The sequence below is a fragment of the Bacillus cereus group sp. BfR-BA-01316 genome (assembly GCF_022664195.1).
GTDB lineage: Bacteria > Bacillota > Bacilli > Bacillales > Bacillaceae_G > Bacillus_A.
On record NZ_JAKUGX010000004.1, the window covers coordinates 23,338 to 49,152 of the forward strand.

Here is a 25,815-nt window from a genome sequence, read left to right on the forward strand (position 1 = left end):
AATGTATAATAGACAAAGTTGAACAAAAACGTAGAATGGTAATCTATATATAACCTTACGTGATAACGTGAGGTTATTATTTTTTGTTAGTAGGAGAGGAATTATGAAAAAAGTATTATTAGTTGATGGTATGGCACTATTATTTCGTGCTTTTTACGCAACAAGTGTATATGGACAATTTATGAAACGACAAGATGGTACCCCGACGAATGGGATTCATGGTTATATGAAGCATTTATTAACAGCAACACAAGCAATCGAACCAACGCACATTGTAACGTGCTGGGATATGGGAAGTACGACATTTAGAACGGAATCTTTCTCGAATTATAAAGCAAATCGTGCAGCACCGCCGGAAGAATTAATTCCGCAATTTGATTTAGTGCAAGAAATAACTGCGAAATTATCTATGCCTGTAATCGGTATGAAAGGTTATGAAGCGGATGATTGTATCGGTACGCTTGCAAAACAATATTGCAATGAAGCGGAAGTTTATATTTTGACAGGTGATACAGATTTACTTCAACTTGTTGATACGAATGTTACAGTTATGCTTCTTCGTAAAGGAATTGGAAATTACGAGTATTACACACCGGAAAAAATCATGGAAGAGAAAGGTGTAGAACCTTGGCAAATCGTGCATGCGAAAGCTTTCATGGGAGATACAAGTGATAATTATCCGGGTGTAAAAGGTATTGGTGAAAAAACAGCGTATAAGCTTATTCAAGAATATGGAACAGTATCGGCTGTACTAGAAAATATAGCATCATTAACAAAAGCGCAGCGCACAAAGATTGAAAGTGATTTAGAGAACTTAAATATTTCATTACAATTAGCACAAATTCACTGTGAAGTTCCAATCTCATGTTCATTAGAAGAAGGGTTACACACAATGGATGAAGAAAAACTTAGATTCGTTTGTGAAGAAATGAATTGGGGAAGACCTGAAATATTAATAAATATGTTGTAAGAAGTAGAAAGGTCGATTAAATATTTTTAATCGGCCTTTCTTTTTTGTTCACAAAGTTGTCAGAAAATAAACGGGATTTTCATATGAAGTTCAAATAGATTTCACAACAATCAATTATTATAAGAACACGCAGATAATTCCTTATCTTTTATATAAACCATCCCCCAAGGAGGAAAATGAAAATGCGAAAAAAAGTGAGAAAATCATTTAAACAATTATTAATTGAAAATAAACAATCATTATTAAGTAATAAAGAGAATATGAAAGAGATAGAAGAACGAATTGAGAAACGACATGTAGCATATAGTGGTTCTAATAATTGAATGAAGATTGATTTATAACACCCCTTCACAAAGTGAAGGGGTGTTATAGTGTAGTGAGAAGGGACAAAGAAGGGGGAGCTACTGTGTGAATGTAGTAGAGAGGCTTGGAGAAAATAATATATCATGTCTTATTAGTCTATCGGAAAGGATAGGCTGGGATTATAGTTTAGGAGAAATCAACACCATTTTAAGTTCAGGTATCGTATATGGCATGCGGAATGAAAAGGGAGAAGTAATCGCTAGTGCAGCAATTATATTATATGGGGAGACATTAGCGTCTATCGGAATGGTGATTGTACATCCAGATTATAAAGGGAGAGGGATTGGAAAGGCGATAACGGATTCATGTATGAAGATTGTATCATCTCAAACTCCAATTATGCTTATTGCTACGGATGAGGGGAAGCCTTTATATGAAAAATTAGGATTTAGGGTTGTGAGCTATGTTTCTAAATACATATGCAACTCGTATAATGCGAATTATAAATGTGTAGGAAATGAAGAGTATATCTTGAATTATGAAGAGTGTGATTTAGAAAAAATAATAAAAATAGATGAAGATGCATTTGGGACAAGTCGAAAAGAGTTTTTAAAGCGCAGAATTATGCAAAGTGAACAATGTATCCTTATAAGGGATACAAAACAAAATATATTAGGCTATGGAATGAGTATACAAACGCCAGAAAATAAAATAATAGGACCAGTCGTTGCTAAAAATGACACAATGGCAATGGAAATTGTACATTCTTTAGCAAAAGGGCATAATGGAAAATTAAGAATTGATGTACCAGAAGGAAAGAAAGATTTCATGCAAGAATTAGAGATTACTGGTTTTCAAAAGGTTAATAAACCGCCAATAATGATGAAAAATAGTGATCAATTATTAAAAAGGAATAATGGGCTCTATAGTATTGCGGCACAAATTTTTGGATAAAAAAGAATCCTTTCGTGAAAAGGATTCTTTTTTATAGTTAATTTAATCACGATATTGGTCATGAGTCGGTTGAAAGAGATCTTCCTCGATATCTCTCACCATAGAAAAATGATCAACGTTATAATGACCATGTAAAGTTTTATTATGGTGCTCGATAATTTGCTGCGCAGACAATACGTTAGAATCAGTTGTTGAATGGCCATTTTTAATTAATGTAACATCAAAACCTTGTACAGTAGCTGTTCTAACAGCGGTGTCAATGCAATGTTCTGTTTTACATCCACCTATAACGAGATGATTAATCTTCTCTTCTTTTAAAAGTTCAAGTAAAGAAGTACCATAGAATGAATTTGTTGCGGCTTTATTAATAAGGATTGCAGATTGAGGGATGTTAATTTGCTTATGTACTTCAAATCCTTCCCCTTTACCAGAAGCAACATCAGTATCTCTTACGAAAACAATAAGGGCATTTGAATCAATTGCTTGCTGTACAGCGATATTTAGTGTAGCTAATAGCTCGGTTTTACGGAAAACTTCATTTTCTTGTTCATTTCCATCAATTAGTTCTTGTTGAGCATCAATAATTAATAGAGCTTGTTTCATTGTTTCTCCCCTTTAATACAGAATAATTTTCACTTTATATATTCCGTAATAGTGTATGAGAATCCTCTATCATTAGTGAAGTAGACGAGCGATTTACAAAGTTGTCAAAGAAATTTCATTCTCATAGAGTATAAAAACATGTATGATAGGAAGTGGAGAATTTTTGAGTAGGTGGGAATATCATGCAAACAGTAGAAGATTATCTTTCATTCTTACATACGAAAGGATTTAAATTATCAGAGGAAGCACACGGGTTTATTATGTTTGGACAAGGATATACTGGTGCATCTGATGGAATTGTGAACGCAGCAATAGAAGCGACGATTAAACATCAGTTACAGTTTGATGGCAGTTATTTTGTTGCGTTATTAGAACGATTGAAAGAAGAAGAAATTACAGATAAAAAAAGCGCTAAGGCTTTTATGCGGAAGTTACAAGCGTAACTTCACGCAGCCCGCGCTTCTTTTTTTGTTTTTGAAGGTAATTCAACAAAAATCATACCTAGGAAAATACATAGACATCCAATAACAGCAGAAATAGAAAGCTGTTCATTTGCTACTAGAACGCCTGTTAATGCTGCAAAAACAGGCTCCATTGCGAAAATAATGGCTACTCTCGTTGGAGAAGTGTGTTTTTGTGCAGATGTTTGAATGAAAAAGGCAATTGATGTCGCAAACAGGGAAGTTAGAAATAGAGCGAATAAAAAGGAATGATTTGTCCATAGTGATACTGAAAGTAATTTTCCCCAATCTTCAAACAAAAAAGCGCAAATAGAAGAAAATATACCGACAGCTAATACTTGAGAAGTGCTTAGTAATAAAGGTGATATTTTCTTAGAAAAGAAACCGTTAACAAGAATATGGGCAGCGAAAGCGACAGCGCAACCGAGAACGAGTATATCTCCAATGTTTAATTGAAAAGAATCACCAGCTGTTAATAAATATAAACCTGCTGTTGCTACAGTAATACCAAGTGCAATGAAAATTGTAGCTCGCTGTTTTAAAAAGATAAAAGACAAGATTGGGACCATAATGATACTAAGCCCTGTTAAGAAACCAGCTTTTGAAGAGGTTGTATAAAGTAAGCCGAATGTTTGTAATAAATAGCCAATACATAAAAAGAATCCAACAATCAATCCAGCGAGACTACTCTGTTTTATATCTTGTTTTGAAGTTTTTTGTGAGAAAATCATTTGAACGAATAATAAAATAATTCCAGCGAATAAAAAGCGAATAGCATTAAAAGTAAATGGTCCAATAAAAGACATAGCATTTTGAACGACAACAAACGTAGCTCCCCAAATAAAAGAGACGAATAATAATGCGAGAGGAGCAATCCACCCTTTTTTCACACTCATACCCCCGTTAATTTTGTGAAATAGCTTTTCTAGCTAATTCATCAGCGACTTTATTTTGACTACTTGGAATCCACTTAATAAAAAAGAGATCGAAATTTTTTATGTACTGCAGTGCTTCTTCTAGAAGCGGTGCAAACATTTTATTTTTTGCGTATTCTTTTTCAACAGCCCGCTCAACAAGTTGAGAATCTGTACGAAAAGATACAATGCTATAATTATGCGCTGCGCAATACTTTAATGCTGCAAGTAAAGCGTGGTATTCTGCTTCATGGTTTGACATTGTCCCAAGTGGTAATGACAATTGTACAGGTGGCTGTACCCCTTTAATAAAAACCCCGGCACCAGAAGGTCCAGGATTTCCTTTTGATGCACCATCGATATATACTTCAATCAAAATGAGAAACCTCCAGTTATAAGGTTATCCCCTACTTGAAAATTTTTTTAGAAGTAGGGGATAGAGTACTTATCCCGCTATTTGTGGGAGTCTTACTGCCCGTAAACGCCCGATTGGTGTGGGCTAATAATCAGTGGGGGATGAACCCCCCCCACTGATTAAAGTTTCACTTTATCCAATTGTAATGCTATAACGACATGTAAATGTTTCATTCGCTTGTAACGATTGAATTCCTTTTTTTTCTTTAAAATCTTTTGTTTGCTTTACTTCATCAGCAATTCCGTACCAAGGTTCAATACATAAGAAAGGTGCGTTATCTCCTGGTGTCCATACGCCGACAAATGGGAACCCATCAAATGCTACTTTTACAAATTTATTATGTTTATGTGAGCGAATAGAAATTTCATTCGTATTCATATGTTCAAAAATAAGCGCGTCATTTTTGAACAAATCATATGTAAGTGGCAATTCTTTCGTATTTTCAGCGATTAGTTGCTTTTCATTTGAAAGAAAAGGACCTTCTAATATGCTAGTTTCTAAACGTTCAGATCCGTTAAATGATAGATGATAATCTGCAAATGATTCACCTTCTAATAAAGGACAGTTGAATCCAGGATGTGCTCCGATTGAAAAGAACATCTCTTTTGAAGAAGGATTGTTTACTTCATATGTAACATGTATATTTTGTTCGTCTACTTCATAAGAAACGAGTAATTCAAATTCATATGGATATTTTTGTAACGTCTCTTCATTACTAGTAACGACATAAGTGATTTTTGTTTCACTTTGTTCTTTAACAGAGAACGAAAGATCACGGGCAAAACCATGCTGTGTTAATGAATAAGGTTTACCTTCTACGTAGTATGTATTTTCTACTAATCGACCGACGATTGGAAACAAGATTGGTGCACGACGTCCCCAATAAGTAGAATCACCTTGCCATAAATATTCTGTATTGTCTTCTTTTAAGCGAACGCTTTGTAATTCTGCACCTTTGTCAGAGATGGAAACGATCACTTTTTCATTTTGAATTGTTGCTGTCATGAAGTGAAACCTCCTAAATCTTTCATATGTTTTATCCCGTATTAACGGTCCGTAAAAACCCGATTGGTGCGGGCTAATAATCAGTGGGGGATGGACAAAACCCCCGCTGATTAAAGTTTCACTTTATTATACGTTGTCTAAAAGAAAAAAGGTAGTAAATGATAGGAATCTATTGACGAAAGAGCACCTATTGCGTAAAATATAATCTTGTTGCTTAAAAACGAATAACGTGGTTCGAAACCATCCCACGTAAAAAAACTAAGGAGATTTTGTCATGAATATAAGAACATTAGTCGGTAATGGTATTTTAGCGGCATTATATATTGCTGTTTCTATGCTTATTCAGCCATTTGGCTTTACGAGTGTACAGTTTCGTATTTCAGAGATGTTTAATCATCTCGTTGTATTCAATAAGAAAGCAATTTACGGGATTGTATTAGGTGTATTTTTAACGAATCTCTTTTTCTCACCTATGATCGCTTATGATTTAGTATTTGGAGTAGGGCAATCAATTCTTGCACTACTTGCAACTATTATTTCTATGCGCTTCATTAAAGGTGTTTGGGCTCGTATGATTTTTAATACAGTTATTTTTACAATTACAATGTTTATGATAGCAATTGAACTTCATCTTGCGTTTGATCTGCCATTTTTATTGACATGGCTAACTTGTGCAGTTGGTGAATTTGTTGTAATGGCAATTGGTATGCCTGTAATGTACTGGATTAATAAGCGAGTACAATTTGAAAGATTTATGTAATAGATGAAAGAGCCGTCCTTATATAGGATGGCTCTTTTTGTATGTGATTATATTGAATATAATGCTGTGACTCTTGATAAAATATAATAAAATAAATATAAGAAGTCTTATAAAAGGGGAATCTAGTATGAAATATAAAATACATTGGTTGTATAAAACGAAGCGTGGTTTACAAACTGAATTAACAACAGATTATATGAACATAGAAGAAGTGCTTCAATTTGCGGAGGATTTTGAGAAAACAGGTAGGGTGAAAGAACTTTTATTTTACGATGAAATGGACGCGGAATGGTCATTAAAAGAAATGAAAAAACTGAGTAAGCAAGTGGAGGAAGATCCTCAAGAAATTCAAGTTTATTTTGATGGTGGTTATGATGTGCAGACGAAAGAAGCTGGGGTTGGCATATGTGTATACTACAAAAAAGGAAATACAAATTATCGAGTTCGTCGCAATGCATACATAGAAGGCATATATGATAATAACGAAGCGGAGTACGCAGCATTATTATACGGGATGAATACACTCGAGGAATTAGGAATTAAATATGAAGCAGTTACACTTCGTGGAGATTCTCAAGTTGTACTGCAGCAATTAGCTGGTGAATGGCCTTGCTATGATGAACATTTAAATCATTACTTAGACCAAATTGAACAAAAAGCGAAGCAAATGAAATTAAAACTTGTTTGTGAACCGATATCTAGAAAGCAAAATAAAGAGGCACATCAATTAGCAGCGCAAGCATTAGAAGGGACGACGATTGATAGTCATAAAGAAATAACCGAATAGAGAGGTGCACACGTGAAGAAGAAGCAACTCATTACAGAGGTAAATGACTTATTAGAAACGTATTGCGGAGGGTGTTTCCTGCAGGAACATAATCGGAAAAATCATAGTAAATACTATGCCCATTCTTTTTGTATACGGCAATGTACGGTTGGAGAGAAGTTGAAAAAGTATGGGGAGCAATTGTCATAAAAAAACATCCAGAGAATTTTCTCTGGATGTTTTTTAGTGCTTCGCTTCGTGTAATTGATGCTCGCACTTACTTAATTTTTTTTCTTCATTCATTAGAAATGGCTCATCTAAATCCGTTGCAACGGATTTCATGATTTCAAGCTGAGAACGAGCCGATTCTACTGCAGTAGTGGCATGCTCTAATGTGTCTGGATCCATTGAAATTGTTGCAGAACCTACCATTTTTTGTGCAGTTTCTACACGGAATTTTACTTCTTCAAAATCATTTACATGTGACCCCATTGTTATTGCCTCCTTTGTATTTTGTGCATTTCACATAGTTTTTGCTCTGTAAAACGGAAATATACAAAGGAATAACAAAGGAGGTTACCAAGTAAGGTAACCTCCTGTCATATGTGGGATTAAAGTTTTGTTACGTTAGCAGCTTGAGGTCCACGGTTTCCTTCAGTAATGTCGAAAGATACTTCTTGACCTTCCTCTAAAGCTTTGTAACCGTCGCTTTGAATAGCAGAGAAATGTACGAATACATCTTCAGAGCCTTCCATTTCGATAAATCCAAAACCTTTTTCATTGTTAAACCATTTTACTTTTCCTTGCATGTCACAATTCCTCCTAAAAACGATTCCTTTTTTCATTTAGTGAAATTCATTAAAAAATAATATAAATAAAAAATGCTACATTCTCGAATATTCTGCTAAATGATTAATTTAAATATACATGAATTGGTAGAATTTAGTCAAGTGAGTGTTTTGAAAATTTTGCATTTTAAATTAATTTCTTCTCGAATTTTTAAAAAGGTATAGGACAAGCCGAGTATGTAATATTCTTAAGTGAATGCTGTACATAATGAGGTGAAAGAATGGATGAGTCTTATTTATTAGATAATGAAGGGATGAAAAATAGAGTCGACATACCGAATTGGGTTGCAAAAGAATTTCATGATTTTTCGAGTGTCGTGTTAGAACCAACCTTCCCGTGTTATTTCGGTTTAACAGCATTGAAGAAGAATGAACTTCGTTATTCATTTCTCTCTCATAATGATTGGAGTCATTTGCCCAATACAATGTTAACTTTTTTGGAGCTAATGAAAGAGCGGCCGATTGTAAGAAGGGGCTTTTTTCTTTTTGTGGAACCAGAATGTGAAGAAAAATCATTGGAATATTACCGTGATTACTTTTGGAAAGTACTACAGTATTTACATGAAAATGATAACCAAACATGGCCGAAGCAAATTCCAGCAGACCCTGACCATCATTTATGGGAATTTTCATTTGGTGGTGAACCAATATTTGCATTTGGGAATGCGCCAGCTTATAAACAGAGAAAAACTAGGCATTTAGGAAATTCTCTCGTTATTGGATTCCAGCCACGAACTATTTTCGATGGATTAGAAGGAGATCGTCCTAAAGGGTCGTATTCAAGACAAATGGTCCGTGAACGAGTTGAAAAGTGGGATCAGTTGCCGAAGCACCCTAACATTAGTCACTACGGCGATCCTAATCATCGTGAATGGAAACAATATTTCATAGGGGATGATATTGAGCCGATTAAAGGTAAATGTCCTTTTCATCATAGAGTAGAGAAATAAGAGCCATCAACTGGATGGCTCTTTTGCATATTTTGGATAAAAAAGGGTATTGTATTAGTGAATAATTTTTATGAAAGCTAGTCTGTTTTCTATATTTGCATCATTACTTAATAGTAAAAGAAGTAGAAAGGATAGAGCGGTGTTTGGAGCAATTATACAACAAATAGTATTAGGTATTTCATTAGCTGCACCTGTAGGTCCGATTAATATTGAAATGTTAAAACGGGGAATTGAACGTGGATTTTGGCATGCGTGGATTGTTGGAATCGGAGGAATGACTGCTGATATTTTGTTTATGCTGCTTATTTATTTCGGTTTATCTTCTGTGTTTATGTATACATATGTACAAGCTTTTATGTATTGCGCTGGTTTTTTCTTGTTGTTTTATTTAGGGTTTCAAAGTGTAAAACAAGGAATTTCTCACTCTAATATGGAATATAAACAAGAAGAGATAGGTGGACTTAAACAATCTTTTATGGCAGGATTTCTAATTGCGATATCCAATCCATTAAATCTCGTTTTTTGGTTTGGCATATACGGAAGTACACTTAGCTCGTTGCTTACAAAGGTAACGAAACAAGAAGCTTTTTTGTACAGTCTTTGCATTATTGTTGGTATTATTTTGTGGAATTTAAATATTGCCTTTTCTGTACATTTTGGAAGAACTTTATTAAAGAAAAAAGCACTTGGCTATATTACAGCCGGAGCAGGTATTATTTTAGTAGGATATTCTATCCATTTTGCATACAAAGCTTTACAGTTGTTCATATAAGATTGAAGGGGAGATTTTTATGTATCGAACCACTATTGACGGAAAAGAAATTATCATCACTTTAGCACCAAAAATCCGAAAAGAAATTACTGATAGGAATCCACTATATGAAGCGGTATTTAAAAATGCAGCAAGGTTACTGCAAACGAAACAACCAACGTTTGCGGTAAATCATGAAGTATTCGGTCTCATTATTGGAGAAGTACAAAGAGGAGAAGTAACAGTGTTTGCAGTAGAACACATTATTCCGAAGCAAAATATATTTGGTCCGAACACTTTTTTCTCGACAATAGAACAGCAGGCAAATTTGTAAAGTGAATAGAATAAGAATAAAATAGAAAAGAAATAGTCGTAACAATATGTTACGGCTGTTTTTTGGGAAAAGGGGGAAGAAAGATGAAGAGAGTGGTGAAAGAGTTCTTTTTACAACATGATATTGTTATTATGTATAGTGTTCTATTAATTTTTATTATTATTTTAAAAATGCAATTTTTCACATGGATCGGTATGTTAGCGTGTGTGTTTGGGATTGTTTTTTATACGTTTAACGAATATATAACACACCGTTTTTTATTCCATTTAAAGCCGCCTAAAAACGCATTTTTATTAAAAATGTTAAGAAGATTACATTATGATCATCACGTATATCCAGATGATTTGAAGCTTTTATTTTTGCCTGCATGGTTTAGTATACCTAGCTTTACTATCTATTTACTTATATCATATGGTATTACAAAAAGTGTTACTGTTACACTTTCATTTGGAGTCGGAATGATTATCATGCTCCTCGTTTATGAATGGAAACATTATATTGCACATAAACCGATTCGTCCCTTCACTAAGTTTGGAAGATGGCTAAAAAAACAGCACATATTACACCATTATAAAAATGAAAAGTTTTGGTTCGGAGTTTCAAATCCAGTATTCGATTTTATATTTGGAACGCTTAAAGATGGAAAAGACGTTGAATTAAGTGAAACAGCTCGTAATTTAGAAAAGGAGACAAAGACAGAAGTAGTGCGATAAGCACTACTTTTTTTATCCCGCTATTTGCGAGCAGTAAGACTCCCACTTCAAAATTCGGCGAATACGAGGAAGTTAGGTGGGAGTCGGGCTGCCCGTAAAACCCCCACTGATTAAAGTTTCACTTTATTCTGTTTTAACGGGAATAAAAGTTTAATCGAATCAATCAAATTTTATGTTGAAAAAGTATATTGAAAATTTAGGAGAAAATGACGAAAAATGTCTATCGAAAAATCTTTGCAGGAATGTACGGATTGTCTAAAATGAAAATAAGTTTCTGAATATTTATAAAAATTAGTTTTTAGGTATGCAAGGGGGAATTGTATTTTAAGTTAAGAGAGGGGACCAGAGAATGAAACGAGATGATACGTCAGCACGTAAGTTACAAAATGAGGTGAATTATACAGAAGTTGTTCAGTCTGAAGAGTTTCAATTGTTATTAAATACGAAAAAGAAGTTTATCATTCCGATGAGTATTTTCTTTTTAAGTTTTTTTATTACATTACCTATTTTAACATCGTATTCAAAGGTGCTTAATACACCGGTATTTGGTGATGTTACATGGGCGTGGGTATTTGCTTTTGCGCAATTTATAATGACATGGGCATTATGTATGATTTATAGCAAAAAAGCAGAATCCTTTGATGAAATCTCGCAAAAAATTCTGCAAGATATGCAACAAGGGAGGGGCTGACTTTGAATACAACCGCTTTTGCGCTATTTTTAATTATCGTCCTTGGTACACTTGTTATAACTTATTTCGCATCGAAAAAAACGAAAAATGCGAGTGAATTTTATACGGCTGGAGGGGGATTAACTGGTTGGCAAAATGGTCTGGCCATTGCCGGAGATTACATGTCTGCTGCGTCATTTCTTGGTATAGCCGGAGCGATAGCGTTAACAGGATTTGATGGGTTCTTTTATAGTATAGGTTTCTTAGTTGCTTACTTAGTTGTATTATACCTAGTTGCAGAACCGCTTAGAAATTTAGGGAAGTATACGTTAGCGGACATGATTGCGGCGCGTTTTGATGCGAAAAAAGTTCGCGGTATTGCAGCACTTAATACGATGACGATTTCGATTTTTTATATGATTGCACAATTAGTTGGGGCGGGTGCACTTATTAAATTATTATTAGGAATTGAATATACGACATCCGTATTAATCGTTGGTACACTTATGACAGTGTACGTTATTTTTGGTGGTATGACTGCTACAAGTTGGGTACAAATTGTAAAGGCTGTACTACTTATGGCAGGGACATTTATTATTTCTGTTATCGTTTTCTCCAAATTTAATTTCAGTGTGACTGAAATGTTCGCTCAAATGAAAACTGCTACTCCATTAAAAGATTCGTTTTTAAATCCAGGAGTAAAGTATAAAGATGGTCTTGATACACTTTCTTTAAATTTAGGACTAGTTCTTGGTACGGCAGGATTACCGCATATTCTTGTCCGTTTTTTCACAGTACGTGATGCAAAAACTGCACGTCAATCAGTTGTGTACGCTACGTGGTTAATTGGTGCATTTTATATTATGACGATTTTCTTAGGGTTTGGTGCGGCGGCGTTTGTAGGGAATGAGGCAATTATTCAAGCAAATCCAGCCGGTAATATGGCAGCACCTTTATTAGCTAAAGCATTAGGTGGAGATTTCTTATTCGCATTCGTATCTGCGATTGCTTTTGCAACAATTTTAGCTGTAGTAGCAGGTCTTGTATTAACAGCGGCTTCCGCATTTGCTCATGATTTTTATAACGAGATTATTCGAAAAGGAAAATCAACGGAAAAAGAGCAAGTGTCAATGGCTCGTTATGCGTCTATTGGAGTGGCGATAGTATCTATTATACTTGCTTTATTTGCTCAAACATTAAACGTAGCATTTTTAGTATCACTAGCATTTGCAGTTGCAGCGAGTGCAAATTTACCAGTTATATTATTTACAATATATTGGAAACGCTTTAATACAACGGGTGCAATTTGTGGAATGATCGTTGGTCTTGTATCAGCAATCGTTCTTGTTGCGTTAAGTCCAAACGTTTGGAATCCTGTGGCAGGGAAAGCTATATTTGTTGGAGAGGCGATATTCCCATATACGACACCTGGAATTGTTTCTATTCCGCTTGGATTCCTTGCAGCATATTTAGGAACTGTTTTCTCAAGTAAGAAAGAAGATGCAGCGAAGTTTGATGAAATTCTTGTGAAATCTAATACTGGTCATGGTATTAGTGATGCTTCTTCACATTAAAAAAGAGGAGCTTTTCGAATTAAAAGAAAAGCTCCTTTTTCTTTTGTCATTCTCTTATAAATATCACTATATTTTTTGTAGGATTTGTCATGTTTTTGTGGAATGAAATAGGCAGGGAGAAATTTAACTCATCATGGCACCAGCACAGCTTTGTGAAAAATAAGTTGTTATGGAAGGTGGAAGAAATGATGAAGGCAAAACAAACCGATGAATTATTAGCAAAAGATGAGCAATATGTCTGGCACGGAATGCGTCCTTTTAGCCCGAGTAGTACAATGGTAGGGGCAAAAGCAGAAGGATGCTGGGTTGAAGATATACAAGGAAAAAGATATTTAGACGGTATGAGTGGTCTTTGGTGTGTGAATAGTGGATACGGAAGAAAAGAGCTCGCGGAGGCAGCTTATAAGCAATTGCAAACATTATCATACTTTCCGATGTCACAATCACATGAGCCAGCTATAAAGCTCGCTGAAAAGTTAAACGAGTGGCTTGGTGGAGAGTATGTTATATTCTTCTCTAATAGTGGATCAGAAGCGAATGAAACAGCTTTTAAAATAGCAAGACAATATTATGCTCAAAAAGGTGAACCGCATCGTTACAAATTTATGTCACGTTATCGTGGTTATCACGGAAATACAATGGCAACGATGGCGGCAACTGGCCAAGCACAACGTAGATATCAATATGAGCCATTTGCTTCAGGTTTTTTACACGTAACGCCTCCAGATTGTTACCGTATGCCAGAAATGGAATCACAAAATATTTATGATGTAGAGTGTGTGAAAGAAGTAGATCGTGTTATGACGTGGGAATTAAGCGAAACAATAGCAGCATTTATAATGGAGCCAATTATTACAGGCGGAGGTATTTTAATGCCACCACAAGACTATATGAAAGCAATTCACGAAACATGTCAAAAACACGGAGCACTACTTATAAGTGATGAAGTTATTTGTGGTTTCGGGCGTACAGGAAAAGCATTTGGGTTTATGAACTATGACGTTAAGCCTGATATCGTTACGATGGCAAAAGGTATTACGAGCGCATACTTACCATTATCAGCAACAGCTGTAAAAAAAGAAATTTATGAGGCATTTAAAGGAACAGGAGAATATGAATTCTTCCGCCATATTAATACATTTGGTGGAAATCCAGCGGCTTGTGCATTAGCGCTTAAAAACTTAGAGATTATGGAAAATGAAAATTTAATTGAGCGCTCTGCACAAATGGGTTCACTTTTATTAAATCAATTAAAAGAAGAAATTGGGGAACATCCGCTTGTTGGTAATATTAGAGGGAAAGGGTTATTAGTTGGAATCGAACTAGTAAATGATAAAGCGACGAAAGAACCAATTGATAACGACAAAATTGCAAGTGTTGTAAATGCTTGTAAAGAAAAAGGACTTATTATTGGGCGTAACGGTATGACAACAGCGGGGTATAATAACGTTTTAACATTAGCACCACCGCTTGTTATTTCAAGTGAAGAAATTGCTTTCATTGTTGGAACGTTGAAGACGGCAATGGAACGTATTTAGTAAATGAAATGAGAGGAGAGAGCTGAAAGATAAGGCTCGCTTTTGTTTATTAGGAGGGGCTTTTAATGGATAAATATGATCCTAACAAACATTATCACATCGGTTATTATGAAGATGGATATGATTTAGAAGTGACAGCGTACAAAAGAATAAATGAGGCAGTTTGGGATGCATATATTCCAGAATATGAAGCAGGGAGTTTTTATCCTGCTATTTGTGGGCAGTAAAACTCCCACCTCAAAATTCGCCTGGAGCAAAGAAGTTAGGTGGGAGTCGGGCTGCCCGTAAACGCCCGATTGGTGAGGGCTAATAATCAGTGGGGATGAATAAAACCCCCACTGATTAAAGTTTCACTTTATGAGAAAGTAAGTGAAATGAAGCTAGGTGAATATATAGATGATTACGGCATTAAAGTCTATTCATTTCATGATGATATCGAGGATGAAGAAGCACGAACTATTTTTGAAAAATGGTTGAAAACGCATGGAATTGTTTAAAGAGAACATGAAAAAGAGATTGCTATCTTATAAGATAGCAATCTCTTTTTATTATATTAAAATTATTTACTTGCTTTCATTGCTTTATCTTTTGCACCAAAAGTGTATTTTAACATTGGTGGTGTAATCATCGTAGTTAAAATAACGACAATAACAATTGCTGTAAAGTAATCTTGTGCTAATAGGCCAGAAGAAAGTCCTGTTCCTGCGATGATAAGTGCAACTTCACCACGAGAAACCATACCAGCACCGATAATTGCAGAAGACTTTGCATCAAATCCAGTCATTCGTGCACCGAATCCACAACCGATTAGTTTTGTGAATACAGCGATTACTGTTAATGCTAAAATGAACCAAATTTGATCACCAATACCGTCAAATGTAATATTCATACCGATGCTAACGAAGAATACTGGTACGAACATAGCGTAAGCGATTGGTTCTACTTTCTTTTCTACTTCATGTTTGTAGTTCGTTTGAGAAATAGCGATACCAGCTGCGAAAGCACCGATAATACCAGCAATTCCTAATAGTTCGCCGAAATATGCGAATGAGAAACAGATGATAAGTGCTGCGCTAACGATAGACTCCGATACGCGTAGTGGTGATAACCAACGCATAATCGCTGGAACACCTTTCCAACCGATTAAAATAATAGAAGCAAAGAATACTACTTTCTTCAAGATAACCATTGTTAAGTTAACATCATCTGTACCTAAGAAGCTCATTGCAAATGCTAATAAAATAACAACAAGAATGTCATCAAATACAGCTGCTCCAAGCATCGTCGTACTTTCACGTGTTTTCATCTTACCTAAATCACGAAGTGTTTGTACAGAAATACTAACACTTGTCGCACAAAGAAGTAATCCTAAAAAGACAGCGTTCCCTTGTTCCATGCCCATAACAAGACCGGCAACGTAACCACCTACGAATGGAAGAACGATACCTCCAATTGCGACTGCTAAAGACGAATTACGGTTTTCATTTAACTCTTTTAAGTCTGTTTCTAGTCCAGCCATAAACATTAAAAGAATAACCCCGACATTACTTAATTGCGTTAGAAGTTCTGAATTCTCAATCCAACCTAATATAGCTGGACCGATAACGATACCGACAATTAATTTACCCAGTACAGAAGGTTGACCTAATCTTACACTAAGGTCGCCAGCAAGCTTTGTACTTAATAGAATTAGTGCAATTTGAAAGAAAAATTCGAATTCCATCTGATCCTCTCCTCATCATTTTTAGTTTTATCATACGATTTCTCGGAATTTGCCTAATGAAAATATGTAAAAACCCATTAAACAAAGGGTCTTATTACAAGTTCTTTTGAACTCGTAATTTGAACCTGTAATTAATATATAATAAAATTTACTAAAAATCAATGAAAAAATAGCAGATTTTCATGATAGGATTCGATTTAGGGATGGAGGGAATCACTATATAATAAGAAGAAATAAGGCTACATTTTTAATGAATTGGAGAAGGGCATATGTTATTAAATAAACGTTTTACAATTGGAGAAATGGCAAAAATGCATAATATAGCGGAATCTACATTACGCTATTATGATGAAAAAGGAATTTTTCATCCGTCCATTGTGGACCCGCAAACGAATTATCGCTATTATACAATTGATCAGTTTTCACTATTAGACACGATTAAATTTTTACGCCAATTGAATATCCCATTAAAGGAAATAAAGAAATATATTGATGAACGAAATCCGTCTTATGCGCTGAATTTACTTGAAAAACAACAAGAAATGATGCTGAAAAAGCAAAGAGAAATCGAGTATGCTTTGGCAAAAATGCAACATAAAATCCATTTAATGAAAAAAGCGACGAAATCAGAAGCGAATCAAATTATTTATAAAAAAATACCGAAGCGAAAAATAACAGCGATTGCAGTTGCACCAAATACAACGGATGATATGTTTGAATATTATATCCATTCGCTGCAAAAAAATATGAAGCAAATTGATAATAGTTTATTTTCAGGAGATATCGGTGTAACAGTTTCCAAAAAAGCGTTACTTCAAAATGAGTTTCAAGCATATAATAGTGTGTTTATTTTATTGGATTATATGCCTTTTCAAGTGCATACTTCAGATGAAATAAAAGAAGGGATATTTGCTTGTTCTTATCACCATGGACCATATGAAGAAACAGACGCAACGTATACGGAATTATTAAAGCACATTGATAACGAAGGATACGAAGTATGCGGAGATGCGCTTGAGCTTGCATTAATTGATTGGTCTGTAACAGAAAATCCGGAGGAGCAAGTAACGGAAATTCAAATACCTGTTGTTAAAAAAATAAATAACAAATAGGCTTATATATTTTTCGATTCTCTATTGACCTTCAAGTAACTTGAAGGTTTAAACTGTGAATAGAGCATTGAAAAAGGAGCATTTACATGATGGAAACAACAGAAAAGTTAAGAGAGAAACCGATAAAAAGTTTATTTATTTCGTATTTAATACCAGCAGTTCTTGGGATGGTATTAATGTCAGTGAATATTATGATTGATGCGGTCATGATTAGTAGAGGAGTTGGAGCGAACGGTTTAGCAGGAGTAAACGTGGCTGTTCCAGCGTTTTCAATTTTCTTCTCCATTTCATTATGGATTGGAATGGGCGGAGCAACGCTATATTCCATTGCACTAGGTGAAAATAAATTAGAAAGAGCAAGATCTATTTTTACTCAATCTATGACAGTGGCAGTTATTATCGTAGGTGTTTTAGCGGTTATTTGCTTATGGAGAATAGAAGATTTAGCATATCTGTTCGGTGCAAATGAAGTGATTTTACCATATGCGTTAGATTATTTACACGTGTTATTAACATTTGGAATGATATATGTTTTAGAAAATATTTTAAGTACATTTATACGTAACGATGGAAATCCTAATTTAGCAATGGCAGGTCTTGTCGTAACAGCTGTATTGAACATTATCTTTGACTATATCTTTATTTTCATCTTTGGATGGGGCGTAACAGGTGCTGCTTCAGCAACTATTCTTTCAGCAGCAATTGGTTTCCTAGTGTTATTAACTCACTTCTTTAGAAAAAATAGTGTTTTAAAGTGGACGAAATTCCATTTTGAATGGGATACGGTTAAACAAATTATGGTGATTGGTTTCCCAAGTTTTACAACTGAGATTACAGTAGCGATTGTAACGGTTGGTTTTAATATCGCTTTTGTTCAATATGCAGGAGAAGTAGGTGTCGCTTCTTATGCGATGGTCAATAGTATTCATGCAATGACATTACTATTATTCTTCGGTGTTGGAGCAGCATTACAACCTATTGCTAGTTTCCATTATGGTGCAAATTTACCAGAAAGACTGCGTGAAGGATTACGGTTAGCTGTAAAAATTGCAGTTGTACTCGGAGGCGTAGCAATTGTTGTCGGTTTATTCTTCGGGAAATATATAATTGGTTTGTTTGATGTTCAATCCCCAGAACTATTGGAGTTAACGTTAACAGGTATTAGTTTATTCTTTATCCAATATGTATTTTTAGGCTATAACATTGTGTATGGAGAGTATTTCCAATCAGTGCGACAAACGACAAAATCAGTTCTTATTATTTTGAGCCGTGGTTTACTATTTATTATTCCATTGTTATGGATTATGCCGAAATTATTTGGTGTAAATGGAATTTGGCTCGTTATGCCAGTAGCGGAAATATTGACAGCAATCATTGTATTTACGATGAATCGTATGAAACATCCTGTTCCATTAAACTTGGCAGGAAAGAAAGAAGCAATATAGTGAAGAAAATCCCCTTGAACAAGTAAGGGGATTTTTTCATTCTTTTAAACTAATCGCAAAAGATCCATCCGTTTCTTGAACAGACGCAAAAGCAACGTTTTTAATATTTGTGATGCCTTTTTCTTTTAACTCTTTATATAACCATTTTTCGTCTTTATGAATTAACTTTAAGTTATCGTATTGAATTTGTGAATCGACGATAAGGGCGATTGGTAATCCAGCATACTTAACATCTATATTCATATCTTTTGGAGTCAATGGTACAAGTTCTCGCTTTGGTAAAATACTAATGGCTCCATTCGTTTCTAAAATAGCGTATTCAATTTCATGAACACTTGGATATCCGGCGACACGAAGATTAGAGAGTAATTCAGCGATTGGGTATCTACTTTTTTGTAAGTTATCAAAGATAATATCACCATGTTTAATTAAAATAATGGGGTGTCCAAGAATGAAACGATTTAGTTTGTTTAGTAAGCTTAATTTTGTAAGAAGTAAATGCAAACCAGTAATAACGACCATACCGAAAAAGGCTTGCAAAGCACCAGCGACTGGTATGGCTTGAAAAGCTAAATAAGATAAAAAGATAATAGCCCCAAAATCATGAGGAGTTAGTTGTGCTAATGCAGATTTACCAAGCAGCTTAAGGGATAGTAAAAATAAGATGAAAAAGAACGATACATTAAATAAAAAGAGAAGCAATAGGGACACTCCTTCGTGCGAAGTTGTACTTACTATTCCCGAGAAGTAATATAAATATTACCTTTTGAAGGATAAATTAGGGTTAATTGGAATTTGTCTGTATACAAACAAATAAATGGATATTATCATGAAGGAAGTAAAGGAAATAGGAGTATATGAATATGAGAAAGAAGAAAATAATTAAGTACATTTTAGTTGTTATAATGATTTGCGCCGTGTATGCGGTTTTTTTACAATATAACATTTATAAGCATGGGCATATGAATGCAATTGACGATGCGGATTACATAATTGTACTAGGCTCGAAAGTAAATGGGACGAAACCATCTTACTCATTGCAATATCGTATTGATAAAGCAGCTGAGTATTTAAAATCACATGAGAAAACAATTGCTATCGTATCTGGAGGGCAAGGAAAAGGCGAGGATATTTCAGAAGCATTAGCAATGAAACAAGGATTAATGAAACAAAATATTTCAGAAGATCGAATTATAATGGAAGATCGCTCGACGAGTACAGATGAAAATATTAAATTCTCAAAACCCCTTATTCCAAAACATATGAAACAAGGGATGATTGTAACGAATGATTTTCATATGTTCCGAGCGAAAAAGATTGCAGAAAAACAAGGGCTAAAACTAGAAGGTCTCTCGGCAAAAACACCGAAGCCAATTATTATTCAATCGAACGTCCGAGAATATTTAGCAATTACACAATATTGGTTTATGAATCGAATATAGTCAATAGGGCTCTCACCTAAAATTAGGTGGGAGTTTTTAGGATGTAAATCTTACAAATGTGTCATGTTTATGAAAGGTAAAGCGATAGTTTCTGGAATGGTTTCCTGACATAATGAAGGTAACAAAAAACTTTAGAGGTGAATCGTATGAAAGGAAATAATATTTTATCTTCGTTATGTTACTTTAGTATCTTTTTCGCACCATTTTTACTACCAATTATCGTATACTTCGTTGCGGAAGATGAAGTGAAATATCACGCAAAAAAAGCATTTTGGTCACATATTTTCCCGTACGCAATCTTATTTGGCGGATTAGCAGTGTCAGGAGTATACGGTTTAAGCTTCAATCAATCTGATGGCGCTGGAATTGGAATGGCTATCACATATGCAGTGTTCATTCTTGTAGGAATCTACTATTTCATTTGGAATATCGTAAAAGGTATTAAAGTTTTGAAAACGGCGTAACAAAAATTGTATAACAGGAAATCATATTACGTGAGCCAGCCGTTATTTGTCGGTAAGTCGATATTTCTTGTCAAATCGTTTATATAATTTCATATACCGTATTAATAGACATTTAAAAAAGAGCAATTCAAAAAGAATTGCTCTTTTTATGTTTATAAGTTGTGAATAATGAAAAAGATATGTTAATTTTTCATTATGAAGAGAAAAAAGGAGTGATTTTCATGAATGAGATGATACATAAAATGGAGCAACACGTTTCAGTTCGTAAATATAAAGAAGAACCAATTTCAAAAGATGTAGTGGAAAGAATGGTGCAAGCTGCTCAGCATGCGGCTTCCTCACATTTTGTGCAGGCGTATTCTGTTATATATGTAACAGATGAGGCATTAAAAGCTAAACTAGCAGAGCTATCTGGAAATCGTCACGTGAAAAACTGCGCAGCATTCTTTGTTTGTTGTGCGGATTTAAAACGTTTAGAAGTTGCATGTGAAAAACATGGTACAGAGATAAAACATGAAGGGGTGGAAGACTTTATCGTTGCGACAGTAGATGCTTCACTTTTTGCACAAAACTTAGCACTTGCAGCCGAATCTTTAGGATACGGTATTTGTTATATTGGAGGAATTCGTAATAATCCGAGAGAAGTGAGTAAATTGCTTCATTTACCGGATAAAGTATATCCTGTATTCGGAATGACAGTCGGCGTACCAGATGAAGATCATGGAGTTAAGCCGCGGTTACCAGTAGCCGCCATTCTTCATGAAAATGGATATGATGAAAAGAAATATGATGAATTGTTAAACGAATACGATGAAACGATGAGCGCGTATTACAAAGAAAGATCGTCAAATCAAAAAAACGTAACATGGACAGAATCAATGAGCACATTTATGTCCAAAGAGAAGAGAATGCATATGAAAGAGTTTTTAAATGAAAGAGGACTAAATAAGAAATAAGTGAAAGGCAAACCTATATTTCAGGTTTGCCTTTTTGGGAGGAGAAATGTAATCACCTTCGAATAAGTATAAAGATGGGGGAGAGATAACATGAAAAAGGCATTGATGTTTTTATTTGATGGATTTGCAGAATTTGAAGTAAATATAGCGAGTTTATGTTTAAAAAGTAAAGGATTTGAAGTAATAACAGTAACTGTAGACGGGAAAACAGTTACAGGAGAAGGTGGATTTCAGTGTCAGCCACACGTCTCTATAGATCATATTGAAACAGTAGATTATGAAGTGTTTATTGTACCTGGAGGGCATATTTTTCACCATTTAGAAAATGAACAACTTTTATCTATTGTGAACGAATTACATAAGCAAAATAAATGGATAGCAGGAATTTGTGCGGGGACATCTCTACTGCATGCAGCTGGAGTGCTTAATAAGAAAAAATTCTCAACATCATTAACACCAGAGGTAGAACATTTAGCACATCTCCATAAATGGGAATATAAACAAGAAGAAGATGTAACTGTGGATGAGAAAATTATTACAGCAATAGGATCCGCGTACGTTGAATTTGCAATTGAAATTATGAAACAGCTCAATTTGTTTGATGAAGGTGAAATTAATGAAAATCTTCAATACTTTAAAAATATAAAAACAGTATGTGGTGAGACGTTAGTTTAAGTTATAACATCACTTGCAAAACCGAAGCTAAGAAAGTGGGACCCGCTTTCTCAACTTCGGTTTTTTATTTGTTATTATATAAAGTGAAAATAAAAATTAATAAATTTTTACAAAAGTGATAGAAAATGAGAATAAATTTCCAATAGTAAGTAAAAGCAGCTGCTAAAGGGGAACTGAGGAAGGAAGATGCTTATGATTTTCAATTCTGAAGAGGATTTAATTATAGCTATGAAAAAACGTGATCAAGATGCTTTGAAAGAAGTGATTGATCAATATGGAAAATTAATTTTGTACATTATTCATAAATCATTAAGTACCCCTATTGAGAAACAATATGTGGATGATTGTTATAACGATGTATTTACTGTCATTTGGTTTAATATTGACCAATTTGATATAGGAAAGGGAAACTTAAAATCTTGGATGATTGGTATTACTAAATTAAAGGCTTTGGAATATAAAAAGAAAGTACATAAAGAGAACAAAATGGATAAAGACTTAGAAATAGATAAAGGTATCCATGATAGGTATGAAATAGAACAAGAAGAAGAGATTATGGAAATAGTCCAAGATTTAAATAAGAAGGATCGATATATCTTTTTAAAGAGGTATATTGATGGATATTCCATTGACGATATTGCAAAAGAATTAAAAGTAACGGTGGATTATATATACAATCGAATTTCTCGTGGGAAGAAAAAACTTCAAAAACTGTGGAAAGGGAGTGTGTAATATGGATAAAAGATTATTATCGATGTTAAATGAGCTCCAATATTCAGAAGAAGAAATTACACGTTTAGAGAAAGAAGCGAATGAGTCTATAAATATAGATAAGTATTATGTGAGAAATGGAGAGCTACTAAAAAAATTAACCTTACAAATGTTGGAAGAATCAATTCGCAACGAATTACAAACTGGTGAAGAAATTGAGAAGGAACTGCTAGTAGACGAAGGATGTATGGTAAATAATAAAGTCATACCAAATATATATTACGTAGGAGCTACTTTTTATTATTATATCGTTTTAACAAATAAAAGAGTGATAATGAAAGGGTTAGATTGTTATTTTAAAAAAACAAATGAACATAGCATGCCAATAGAAGATATACAATCCATTTCGCAACATAAAAAAATGAAAAACGTCTTTGAGATTAAATATAATAACAATTATATACAATTTGGAAGTATTGCGTATGCACATGAAATTGCAATGGTTATTATGGAGTTAAAAAAACGTGGAGTAAAAGTAGAAAAGTATAGAGATTTCGAAAAAGGATTTTTATTATTCTTTAATATATTCGTGATAGTAAGTTCAGGTCTTTACTTTATAAAATATTTATTGTGAAAAAGCGGCATAATAGCCGCTTTTTACGTTTAATTAGCATTCTAGTGAAGATTCTGTAATTTTAAAATATTTTTCTCGTGAAGGAGTCATTACCCGGATTGCTAATAAGCAGGAAAGAGCAAAAATTAATAATGAACTGCTTATTACAGCAATTTGAATTGAAATAAATTGTGCGGATGCTCCAATTGCTAAAATGAAAAAGATTTGGATGAAATTTTTTATTGAATCAAATACGCTATCGATACGTCCTATCATATGTACTGGGATGTTATTTTGATAAAATGTTATAAATCCAGTACCAGCAAATGATGAAGCGATCCCAAGTAAAATGAAACCACTTGTTGCGACCGTAAATGAATTTGAAAAGGCGAAAATCACATAGCCTATTGCTGTGAAAATCATACCTAAACCGATACAATATTGAATCGGTAATCGTTTTGCAAAGAGAGAGACAAGAAATGAACCACAAACGTAAGCTGCTCCGGTTATACTAACAAGCATGCTATATTCTACATCTGATAAAAACAGTACTTGTCGTGTAAAAACAACTTCTTGTGAATCAAGTGCCATAGAGACAAGCATCGTAGCTTGAAATAAAACGAATACGAGAATAATATAAGTTTCAGTTCGTGCGAATGAAAAAACTTGTTTCCAATCACTTCGTAACGTTTGTACGAAAGTATTTGCAACCTCTTCGTTTTGCTTTGTTTGTAATGTGATGTTTGGCAAGAAGTAAATGAGAATGGTAGAAAGTAGAAATGAAATTGAGTTGCAGTAAATAACAAAAGCTGCCGAGTATGTAGTGAGAAGTATTCCAGCAAGAGCCGGACCGATAATAAAAGCCCCATTTGTACATAGGCTATTCCAAGCATTAAATTGAGCACGTTCTTCAGCTGGTATGAGCAGTGTTTTATAAGTGAATGAAGCTGGATCGAAAAATGATGTAGCAATGCGAGTCAAAAAGATAAAAATATAAATTGCCCAAATAGAGTCAAATAGTGGAATACAGCCGATGAGAACTGCTCGAATAATATCTGTGATGAGCATAATTGACCGTTTATTTAATCGATCTACAATACTACCAGACCATATTTTTGTAACAACGGTGGCAATTGGACCGACAATCCATGTGCCTGCTACAGCAGCGGGAGAGTTTGTACTATTTAACACCATTAAGTTTAGAGCTATGAGGTACATAAAATCACCTAAACGAGAAATGCCTGTGCCCGACAATAATAATAGTTTATTTTTCATGTGTATATGGACCTTTCTTTCATTGTTTTTTTATCCGGCAGGAAATAGCGTATTCTTCTTCTGAGGCTGATTGACGAGCGGTTTTGCTTTCCCAGCGTAATAAAACTTGTGAAATCTCCCAAGTGAGTTGTTGTAATTCCTCTGGAGTTAAAAATAAATGAGATATAATATGGCTCCCTGTATTTGTTCCTTCCGTGCCCGCTTCTTCAATATAGAAGTGAGCAGATTTTGCTTTATAGTACTTTTCAATAATCCCCCGTTTTTCCTTTGTATCTACTAACTCAAGTAAGCCTCCGTCAAATAAAATTTGGATGTGATAGTGAACGCTACCAGCAGATTTATTTAGTTTAGTAGATACTTGTTTTGCAGTGAGTGTTTCGTCTTTTAAAAGATGAAGAATTTGAATGCGAGTTGCATTGGAAATTAATTTTTGTTGTTCTGCTGAAATGGTAAGTCGATCCTCAAACATTATGTTAGCTCCTTTCTTATAATCTAAATTTATTGTACGTTCTAAAAAATTAGAACGTAAGAGAAATAAATCGCCTTTTTCTTGTAAGTTTCGACATAAATAAAAATGGCATGTACATATACATGCCATTAAGTGATAGTAGATTCTTCACTAAGTTCCTCGCGATAAAATAAGAAAAGCCATGTAAAACTAACGAAAATACAGCATATAGCTAACGAAATACCGATTATTTGCGGAGAAAGTATTTCTAAAAGCCATCCTGTTATAAATATTGATAATTGAATAAGAGATCCGTAAATGGAGATTCTGTTGAGCTATAGACGAATGTTCATAAAGCTGCAGTATGAAACCAATCTCCAAGTATACTTAACGTTTGACCATAAAATAGTTTTTGGAAGTTT

At 34.3% G+C, this 25,815-nt stretch carries 32 protein-coding genes, 3 pseudogenes and 1 riboswitch; of the genes and pseudogenes, 24 read left to right on the forward strand and 11 right to left on the reverse strand.

Translation table 11 applies throughout. The features are described 5' to 3' along the window. The first annotated feature begins 103 nt into the window (after nucleotides 1-103). From MR071_RS04665 to MR071_RS04675, 3 genes are all read left to right on the forward strand, one after another. Nucleotides 104-970 (forward strand): 5'-3' exonuclease, encoded by an 867-nt coding sequence (locus MR071_RS04665; protein ID WP_242235223.1) that lies wholly within the window; start codon nucleotides 104-106, stop codon nucleotides 968-970. A gap of 182 nt (nucleotides 971-1,152) precedes the next feature. Next, nucleotides 1,153-1,293, forward strand: a complete 141-nt coding sequence (locus MR071_RS04670; RefSeq protein ID WP_105583962.1) for an FbpB family small basic protein — start codon at nucleotides 1,153-1,155, stop codon at nucleotides 1,291-1,293. Between the two features lie 85 nt (nucleotides 1,294-1,378). Continuing rightward, on the forward strand, nucleotides 1,379-2,227 hold the full coding sequence (locus MR071_RS04675; protein WP_242235227.1) for a GNAT family N-acetyltransferase: 849 nt from the start codon (nucleotides 1,379-1,381) through the stop codon (nucleotides 2,225-2,227). Nucleotides 2,228-2,269: 42 nt separating this feature from the next. Here the strand turns inward: MR071_RS04675 and MR071_RS04680 are convergent, their stop codons facing one another. Further along, on the reverse strand, nucleotides 2,270-2,830 hold the full coding sequence (locus tag MR071_RS04680) for a cysteine hydrolase family protein (protein WP_242235229.1): 561 nt from the start codon (nucleotides 2,828-2,830) through the stop codon (nucleotides 2,270-2,272). Between the two features lie 182 nt (nucleotides 2,831-3,012). Here MR071_RS04680 and MR071_RS04685 point away from each other — a divergent pair, with 182 nt between their 5' ends. Beyond that, nucleotides 3,013-3,273 (forward strand): DUF6123 family protein, encoded by a 261-nt coding sequence (locus MR071_RS04685; RefSeq protein ID WP_105583959.1) that lies wholly within the window; start codon nucleotides 3,013-3,015, stop codon nucleotides 3,271-3,273. 2 nt (nucleotides 3,274-3,275) lie between these two features. Here MR071_RS04685 and MR071_RS04690 read toward each other — a convergent pair whose 3' ends face one another. The 3 genes from MR071_RS04690 to MR071_RS04700 all read right to left on the reverse strand — a co-directional run bounded on the left by MR071_RS04690 (nucleotide 3,276) and on the right by MR071_RS04700 (nucleotide 5,625). Further along, nucleotides 3,276-4,181 carry a DMT family transporter gene (locus MR071_RS04690; RefSeq protein ID WP_242235231.1) on the reverse strand — a complete coding sequence of 302 codons (906 nt, stop codon included), beginning with the start codon at nucleotides 4,179-4,181 and terminating at the stop codon, nucleotides 3,276-3,278. Nucleotides 4,182-4,194: 13 nt separating this feature from the next. Continuing rightward, nucleotides 4,195-4,581 carry a reverse transcriptase-like protein gene (locus MR071_RS04695; RefSeq protein WP_002149250.1) on the reverse strand — a complete coding sequence of 129 codons (387 nt, stop codon included), beginning with the start codon at nucleotides 4,579-4,581 and terminating at the stop codon, nucleotides 4,195-4,197. Between the two features lie 171 nt (nucleotides 4,582-4,752). Beyond that, the gene (locus MR071_RS04700) at nucleotides 4,753-5,625 is read right to left on the reverse strand and encodes an aldose 1-epimerase family protein (protein ID WP_105583957.1); all 873 of its coding nucleotides are present in this window, start codon (nucleotides 5,623-5,625) and stop codon (nucleotides 4,753-4,755) included. 223 nt (nucleotides 5,626-5,848) lie between these two features. Next, a riboswitch (PreQ1 riboswitch) is annotated at nucleotides 5,849-5,893 on the forward strand. 6 nt (nucleotides 5,894-5,899) lie between these two features. Between MR071_RS04700 and MR071_RS04705 the strand changes: the two genes are divergently transcribed. The 3 genes from MR071_RS04705 (at nucleotide 5,900) to MR071_RS04715 (ending at nucleotide 7,361) form a co-directional block, all read left to right on the forward strand. Then, nucleotides 5,900-6,385 carry a QueT transporter family protein gene (locus tag MR071_RS04705; RefSeq protein ID WP_105583956.1) on the forward strand — a complete coding sequence of 162 codons (486 nt, stop codon included), beginning with the start codon at nucleotides 5,900-5,902 and terminating at the stop codon, nucleotides 6,383-6,385. A gap of 127 nt (nucleotides 6,386-6,512) precedes the next feature. Next, nucleotides 6,513-7,172: a ribonuclease H family protein gene (locus MR071_RS04710; RefSeq protein WP_242235232.1), complete on the forward strand. Its 660-nt coding sequence runs from the start codon at nucleotides 6,513-6,515 to the stop codon at nucleotides 7,170-7,172. 12 nt (nucleotides 7,173-7,184) lie between these two features. After that, nucleotides 7,185-7,361, forward strand: coding sequence for a zinc-finger domain-containing protein (locus tag MR071_RS04715; protein ID WP_002011906.1), 177 nt, complete (start codon nucleotides 7,185-7,187; stop codon nucleotides 7,359-7,361). Nucleotides 7,362-7,394: 33 nt separating this feature from the next. On the opposite strand, the gene MR071_RS04720 is transcribed toward MR071_RS04715, so the two are convergent. Continuing rightward, nucleotides 7,395-7,643, reverse strand: coding sequence for a DUF2564 family protein (locus MR071_RS04720; protein ID WP_002011905.1), 249 nt, complete (start codon nucleotides 7,641-7,643; stop codon nucleotides 7,395-7,397). A gap of 119 nt (nucleotides 7,644-7,762) precedes the next feature. Beyond that, nucleotides 7,763-7,960, reverse strand: coding sequence for a cold shock-like protein CspB (cspB, locus tag MR071_RS04725; RefSeq protein ID WP_105583954.1), 198 nt, complete (start codon nucleotides 7,958-7,960; stop codon nucleotides 7,763-7,765). A gap of 260 nt (nucleotides 7,961-8,220) precedes the next feature. On the opposite strand from cspB, the gene MR071_RS04730 reads away from it, so the two are divergent. The 9 genes and pseudogenes from MR071_RS04730 to MR071_RS04770 all read left to right on the forward strand — a co-directional run. Continuing rightward, the gene (locus tag MR071_RS04730) at nucleotides 8,221-8,949 is read left to right on the forward strand and encodes a YqcI/YcgG family protein (protein WP_105583953.1); all 729 of its coding nucleotides are present in this window, start codon (nucleotides 8,221-8,223) and stop codon (nucleotides 8,947-8,949) included. A 139-nt stretch (nucleotides 8,950-9,088) separates the two neighbouring features. Beyond that, nucleotides 9,089-9,721, forward strand: coding sequence for a LysE family transporter (locus MR071_RS04735; protein WP_002030886.1), 633 nt, complete (start codon nucleotides 9,089-9,091; stop codon nucleotides 9,719-9,721). 19 nt (nucleotides 9,722-9,740) lie between these two features. Beyond that, the gene (locus MR071_RS04740) at nucleotides 9,741-10,034 is read left to right on the forward strand and encodes a hypothetical protein (RefSeq protein ID WP_002011898.1); all 294 of its coding nucleotides are present in this window, start codon (nucleotides 9,741-9,743) and stop codon (nucleotides 10,032-10,034) included. An 83-nt stretch (nucleotides 10,035-10,117) separates the two neighbouring features. Then, the gene (locus MR071_RS04745) at nucleotides 10,118-10,747 is read left to right on the forward strand and encodes a sterol desaturase family protein (protein ID WP_105583952.1); all 630 of its coding nucleotides are present in this window, start codon (nucleotides 10,118-10,120) and stop codon (nucleotides 10,745-10,747) included. Nucleotides 10,748-11,096: 349 nt separating this feature from the next. Beyond that, nucleotides 11,097-11,438: a DUF485 domain-containing protein gene (locus tag MR071_RS04750; protein ID WP_105583951.1), complete on the forward strand. Its 342-nt coding sequence runs from the start codon at nucleotides 11,097-11,099 to the stop codon at nucleotides 11,436-11,438. Nucleotides 11,439-11,440: 2 nt separating this feature from the next. Next, entirely contained in the window at nucleotides 11,441-12,991 is a 1,551-nt protein-coding gene (locus tag MR071_RS04755; protein WP_242235233.1) for a solute symporter family protein, read from the forward strand. Between the two features lie 188 nt (nucleotides 12,992-13,179). Beyond that, the gene (locus tag MR071_RS04760) at nucleotides 13,180-14,529 is read left to right on the forward strand and encodes an aspartate aminotransferase family protein (protein ID WP_242235235.1); all 1,350 of its coding nucleotides are present in this window, start codon (nucleotides 13,180-13,182) and stop codon (nucleotides 14,527-14,529) included. Between the two features lie 65 nt (nucleotides 14,530-14,594). After that, nucleotides 14,595-14,744 (forward strand): annotated as a pseudogene (locus MR071_RS04765) (DUF3986 family protein); the annotation flags it as partial. 141 nt (nucleotides 14,745-14,885) lie between these two features. Then, nucleotides 14,886-15,026, forward strand: a pseudogene (locus MR071_RS04770) (DUF3986 family protein); the annotation flags it as partial. Between the two features lie 62 nt (nucleotides 15,027-15,088). On the opposite strand, the gene MR071_RS04775 reads toward MR071_RS04770, so the two are convergent. Beyond that, complete coding sequence (locus MR071_RS04775) at nucleotides 15,089-16,252, reverse strand: cation:proton antiporter (RefSeq protein ID WP_105583947.1); 1,164 nt, start codon at nucleotides 16,250-16,252, stop codon at nucleotides 15,089-15,091. 269 nt (nucleotides 16,253-16,521) lie between these two features. On the opposite strand from MR071_RS04775, the gene MR071_RS04780 reads away from it, so the two are divergent. Then, on the forward strand, nucleotides 16,522-17,364 hold the full coding sequence (locus MR071_RS04780) for a MerR family transcriptional regulator (protein ID WP_105583946.1): 843 nt from the start codon (nucleotides 16,522-16,524) through the stop codon (nucleotides 17,362-17,364). An 89-nt stretch (nucleotides 17,365-17,453) separates the two neighbouring features. Beyond that, nucleotides 17,454-18,809, forward strand: a complete 1,356-nt coding sequence (locus MR071_RS04785; protein WP_105584311.1) for an MATE family efflux transporter — start codon at nucleotides 17,454-17,456, stop codon at nucleotides 18,807-18,809. Between the two features lie 36 nt (nucleotides 18,810-18,845). On the opposite strand, the gene MR071_RS04790 is transcribed toward MR071_RS04785, so the two are convergent. After that, entirely contained in the window at nucleotides 18,846-19,511 is a 666-nt protein-coding gene (locus tag MR071_RS04790) for a DUF421 domain-containing protein (protein WP_242235236.1), read from the reverse strand. A 161-nt stretch (nucleotides 19,512-19,672) separates the two neighbouring features. Here MR071_RS04790 and MR071_RS04795 point away from each other — a divergent pair, with 161 nt between their 5' ends. From MR071_RS04795 to MR071_RS04820, 6 genes are all read left to right on the forward strand, one after another. Beyond that, nucleotides 19,673-20,251: a YdcF family protein gene (locus MR071_RS04795; protein ID WP_142395715.1), complete on the forward strand. Its 579-nt coding sequence runs from the start codon at nucleotides 19,673-19,675 to the stop codon at nucleotides 20,249-20,251. A gap of 146 nt (nucleotides 20,252-20,397) precedes the next feature. Continuing rightward, nucleotides 20,398-20,715, forward strand: a complete 318-nt coding sequence (locus MR071_RS04800) for a magnetosome magnetite crystal formation protein family (RefSeq protein WP_105583943.1) — start codon at nucleotides 20,398-20,400, stop codon at nucleotides 20,713-20,715. 221 nt (nucleotides 20,716-20,936) lie between these two features. Beyond that, nucleotides 20,937-21,671, forward strand: coding sequence for an oxygen-insensitive NADPH nitroreductase (nfsA, locus tag MR071_RS04805; RefSeq protein WP_242235238.1), 735 nt, complete (start codon nucleotides 20,937-20,939; stop codon nucleotides 21,669-21,671). Between the two features lie 90 nt (nucleotides 21,672-21,761). Beyond that, entirely contained in the window at nucleotides 21,762-22,346 is a 585-nt protein-coding gene (locus MR071_RS04810) for a DJ-1/PfpI family protein (protein WP_105583941.1), read from the forward strand. 186 nt (nucleotides 22,347-22,532) lie between these two features. Beyond that, a complete protein-coding gene (locus tag MR071_RS04815; RefSeq protein WP_242235240.1) occupies nucleotides 22,533-23,078 on the forward strand; it encodes a sigma-70 family RNA polymerase sigma factor in 546 nt (181 codons plus the stop codon). A 1-nt stretch (nucleotide 23,079) separates the two neighbouring features. After that, on the forward strand, nucleotides 23,080-23,691 hold the full coding sequence (locus tag MR071_RS04820; RefSeq protein ID WP_242235242.1) for a PH domain-containing protein: 612 nt from the start codon (nucleotides 23,080-23,082) through the stop codon (nucleotides 23,689-23,691). A gap of 33 nt (nucleotides 23,692-23,724) precedes the next feature. Here MR071_RS04820 and MR071_RS04825 read toward each other — a convergent pair whose 3' ends face one another. The 3 genes and pseudogenes from MR071_RS04825 to MR071_RS04835 all read right to left on the reverse strand — a co-directional run. Beyond that, nucleotides 23,725-24,945 (reverse strand): MFS transporter, encoded by a 1,221-nt coding sequence (locus MR071_RS04825; RefSeq protein ID WP_242235243.1) that lies wholly within the window; start codon nucleotides 24,943-24,945, stop codon nucleotides 23,725-23,727. A gap of 19 nt (nucleotides 24,946-24,964) precedes the next feature. After that, nucleotides 24,965-25,414 (reverse strand): ArsR/SmtB family transcription factor, encoded by a 450-nt coding sequence (locus tag MR071_RS04830; RefSeq protein ID WP_105583938.1) that lies wholly within the window; start codon nucleotides 25,412-25,414, stop codon nucleotides 24,965-24,967. 128 nt (nucleotides 25,415-25,542) lie between these two features. Beyond that, nucleotides 25,543-25,716: pseudogene (locus tag MR071_RS04835) on the reverse strand (MFS transporter); the annotation flags it as partial. Nucleotides 25,717-25,815: the final 99 nt, after the last annotated feature.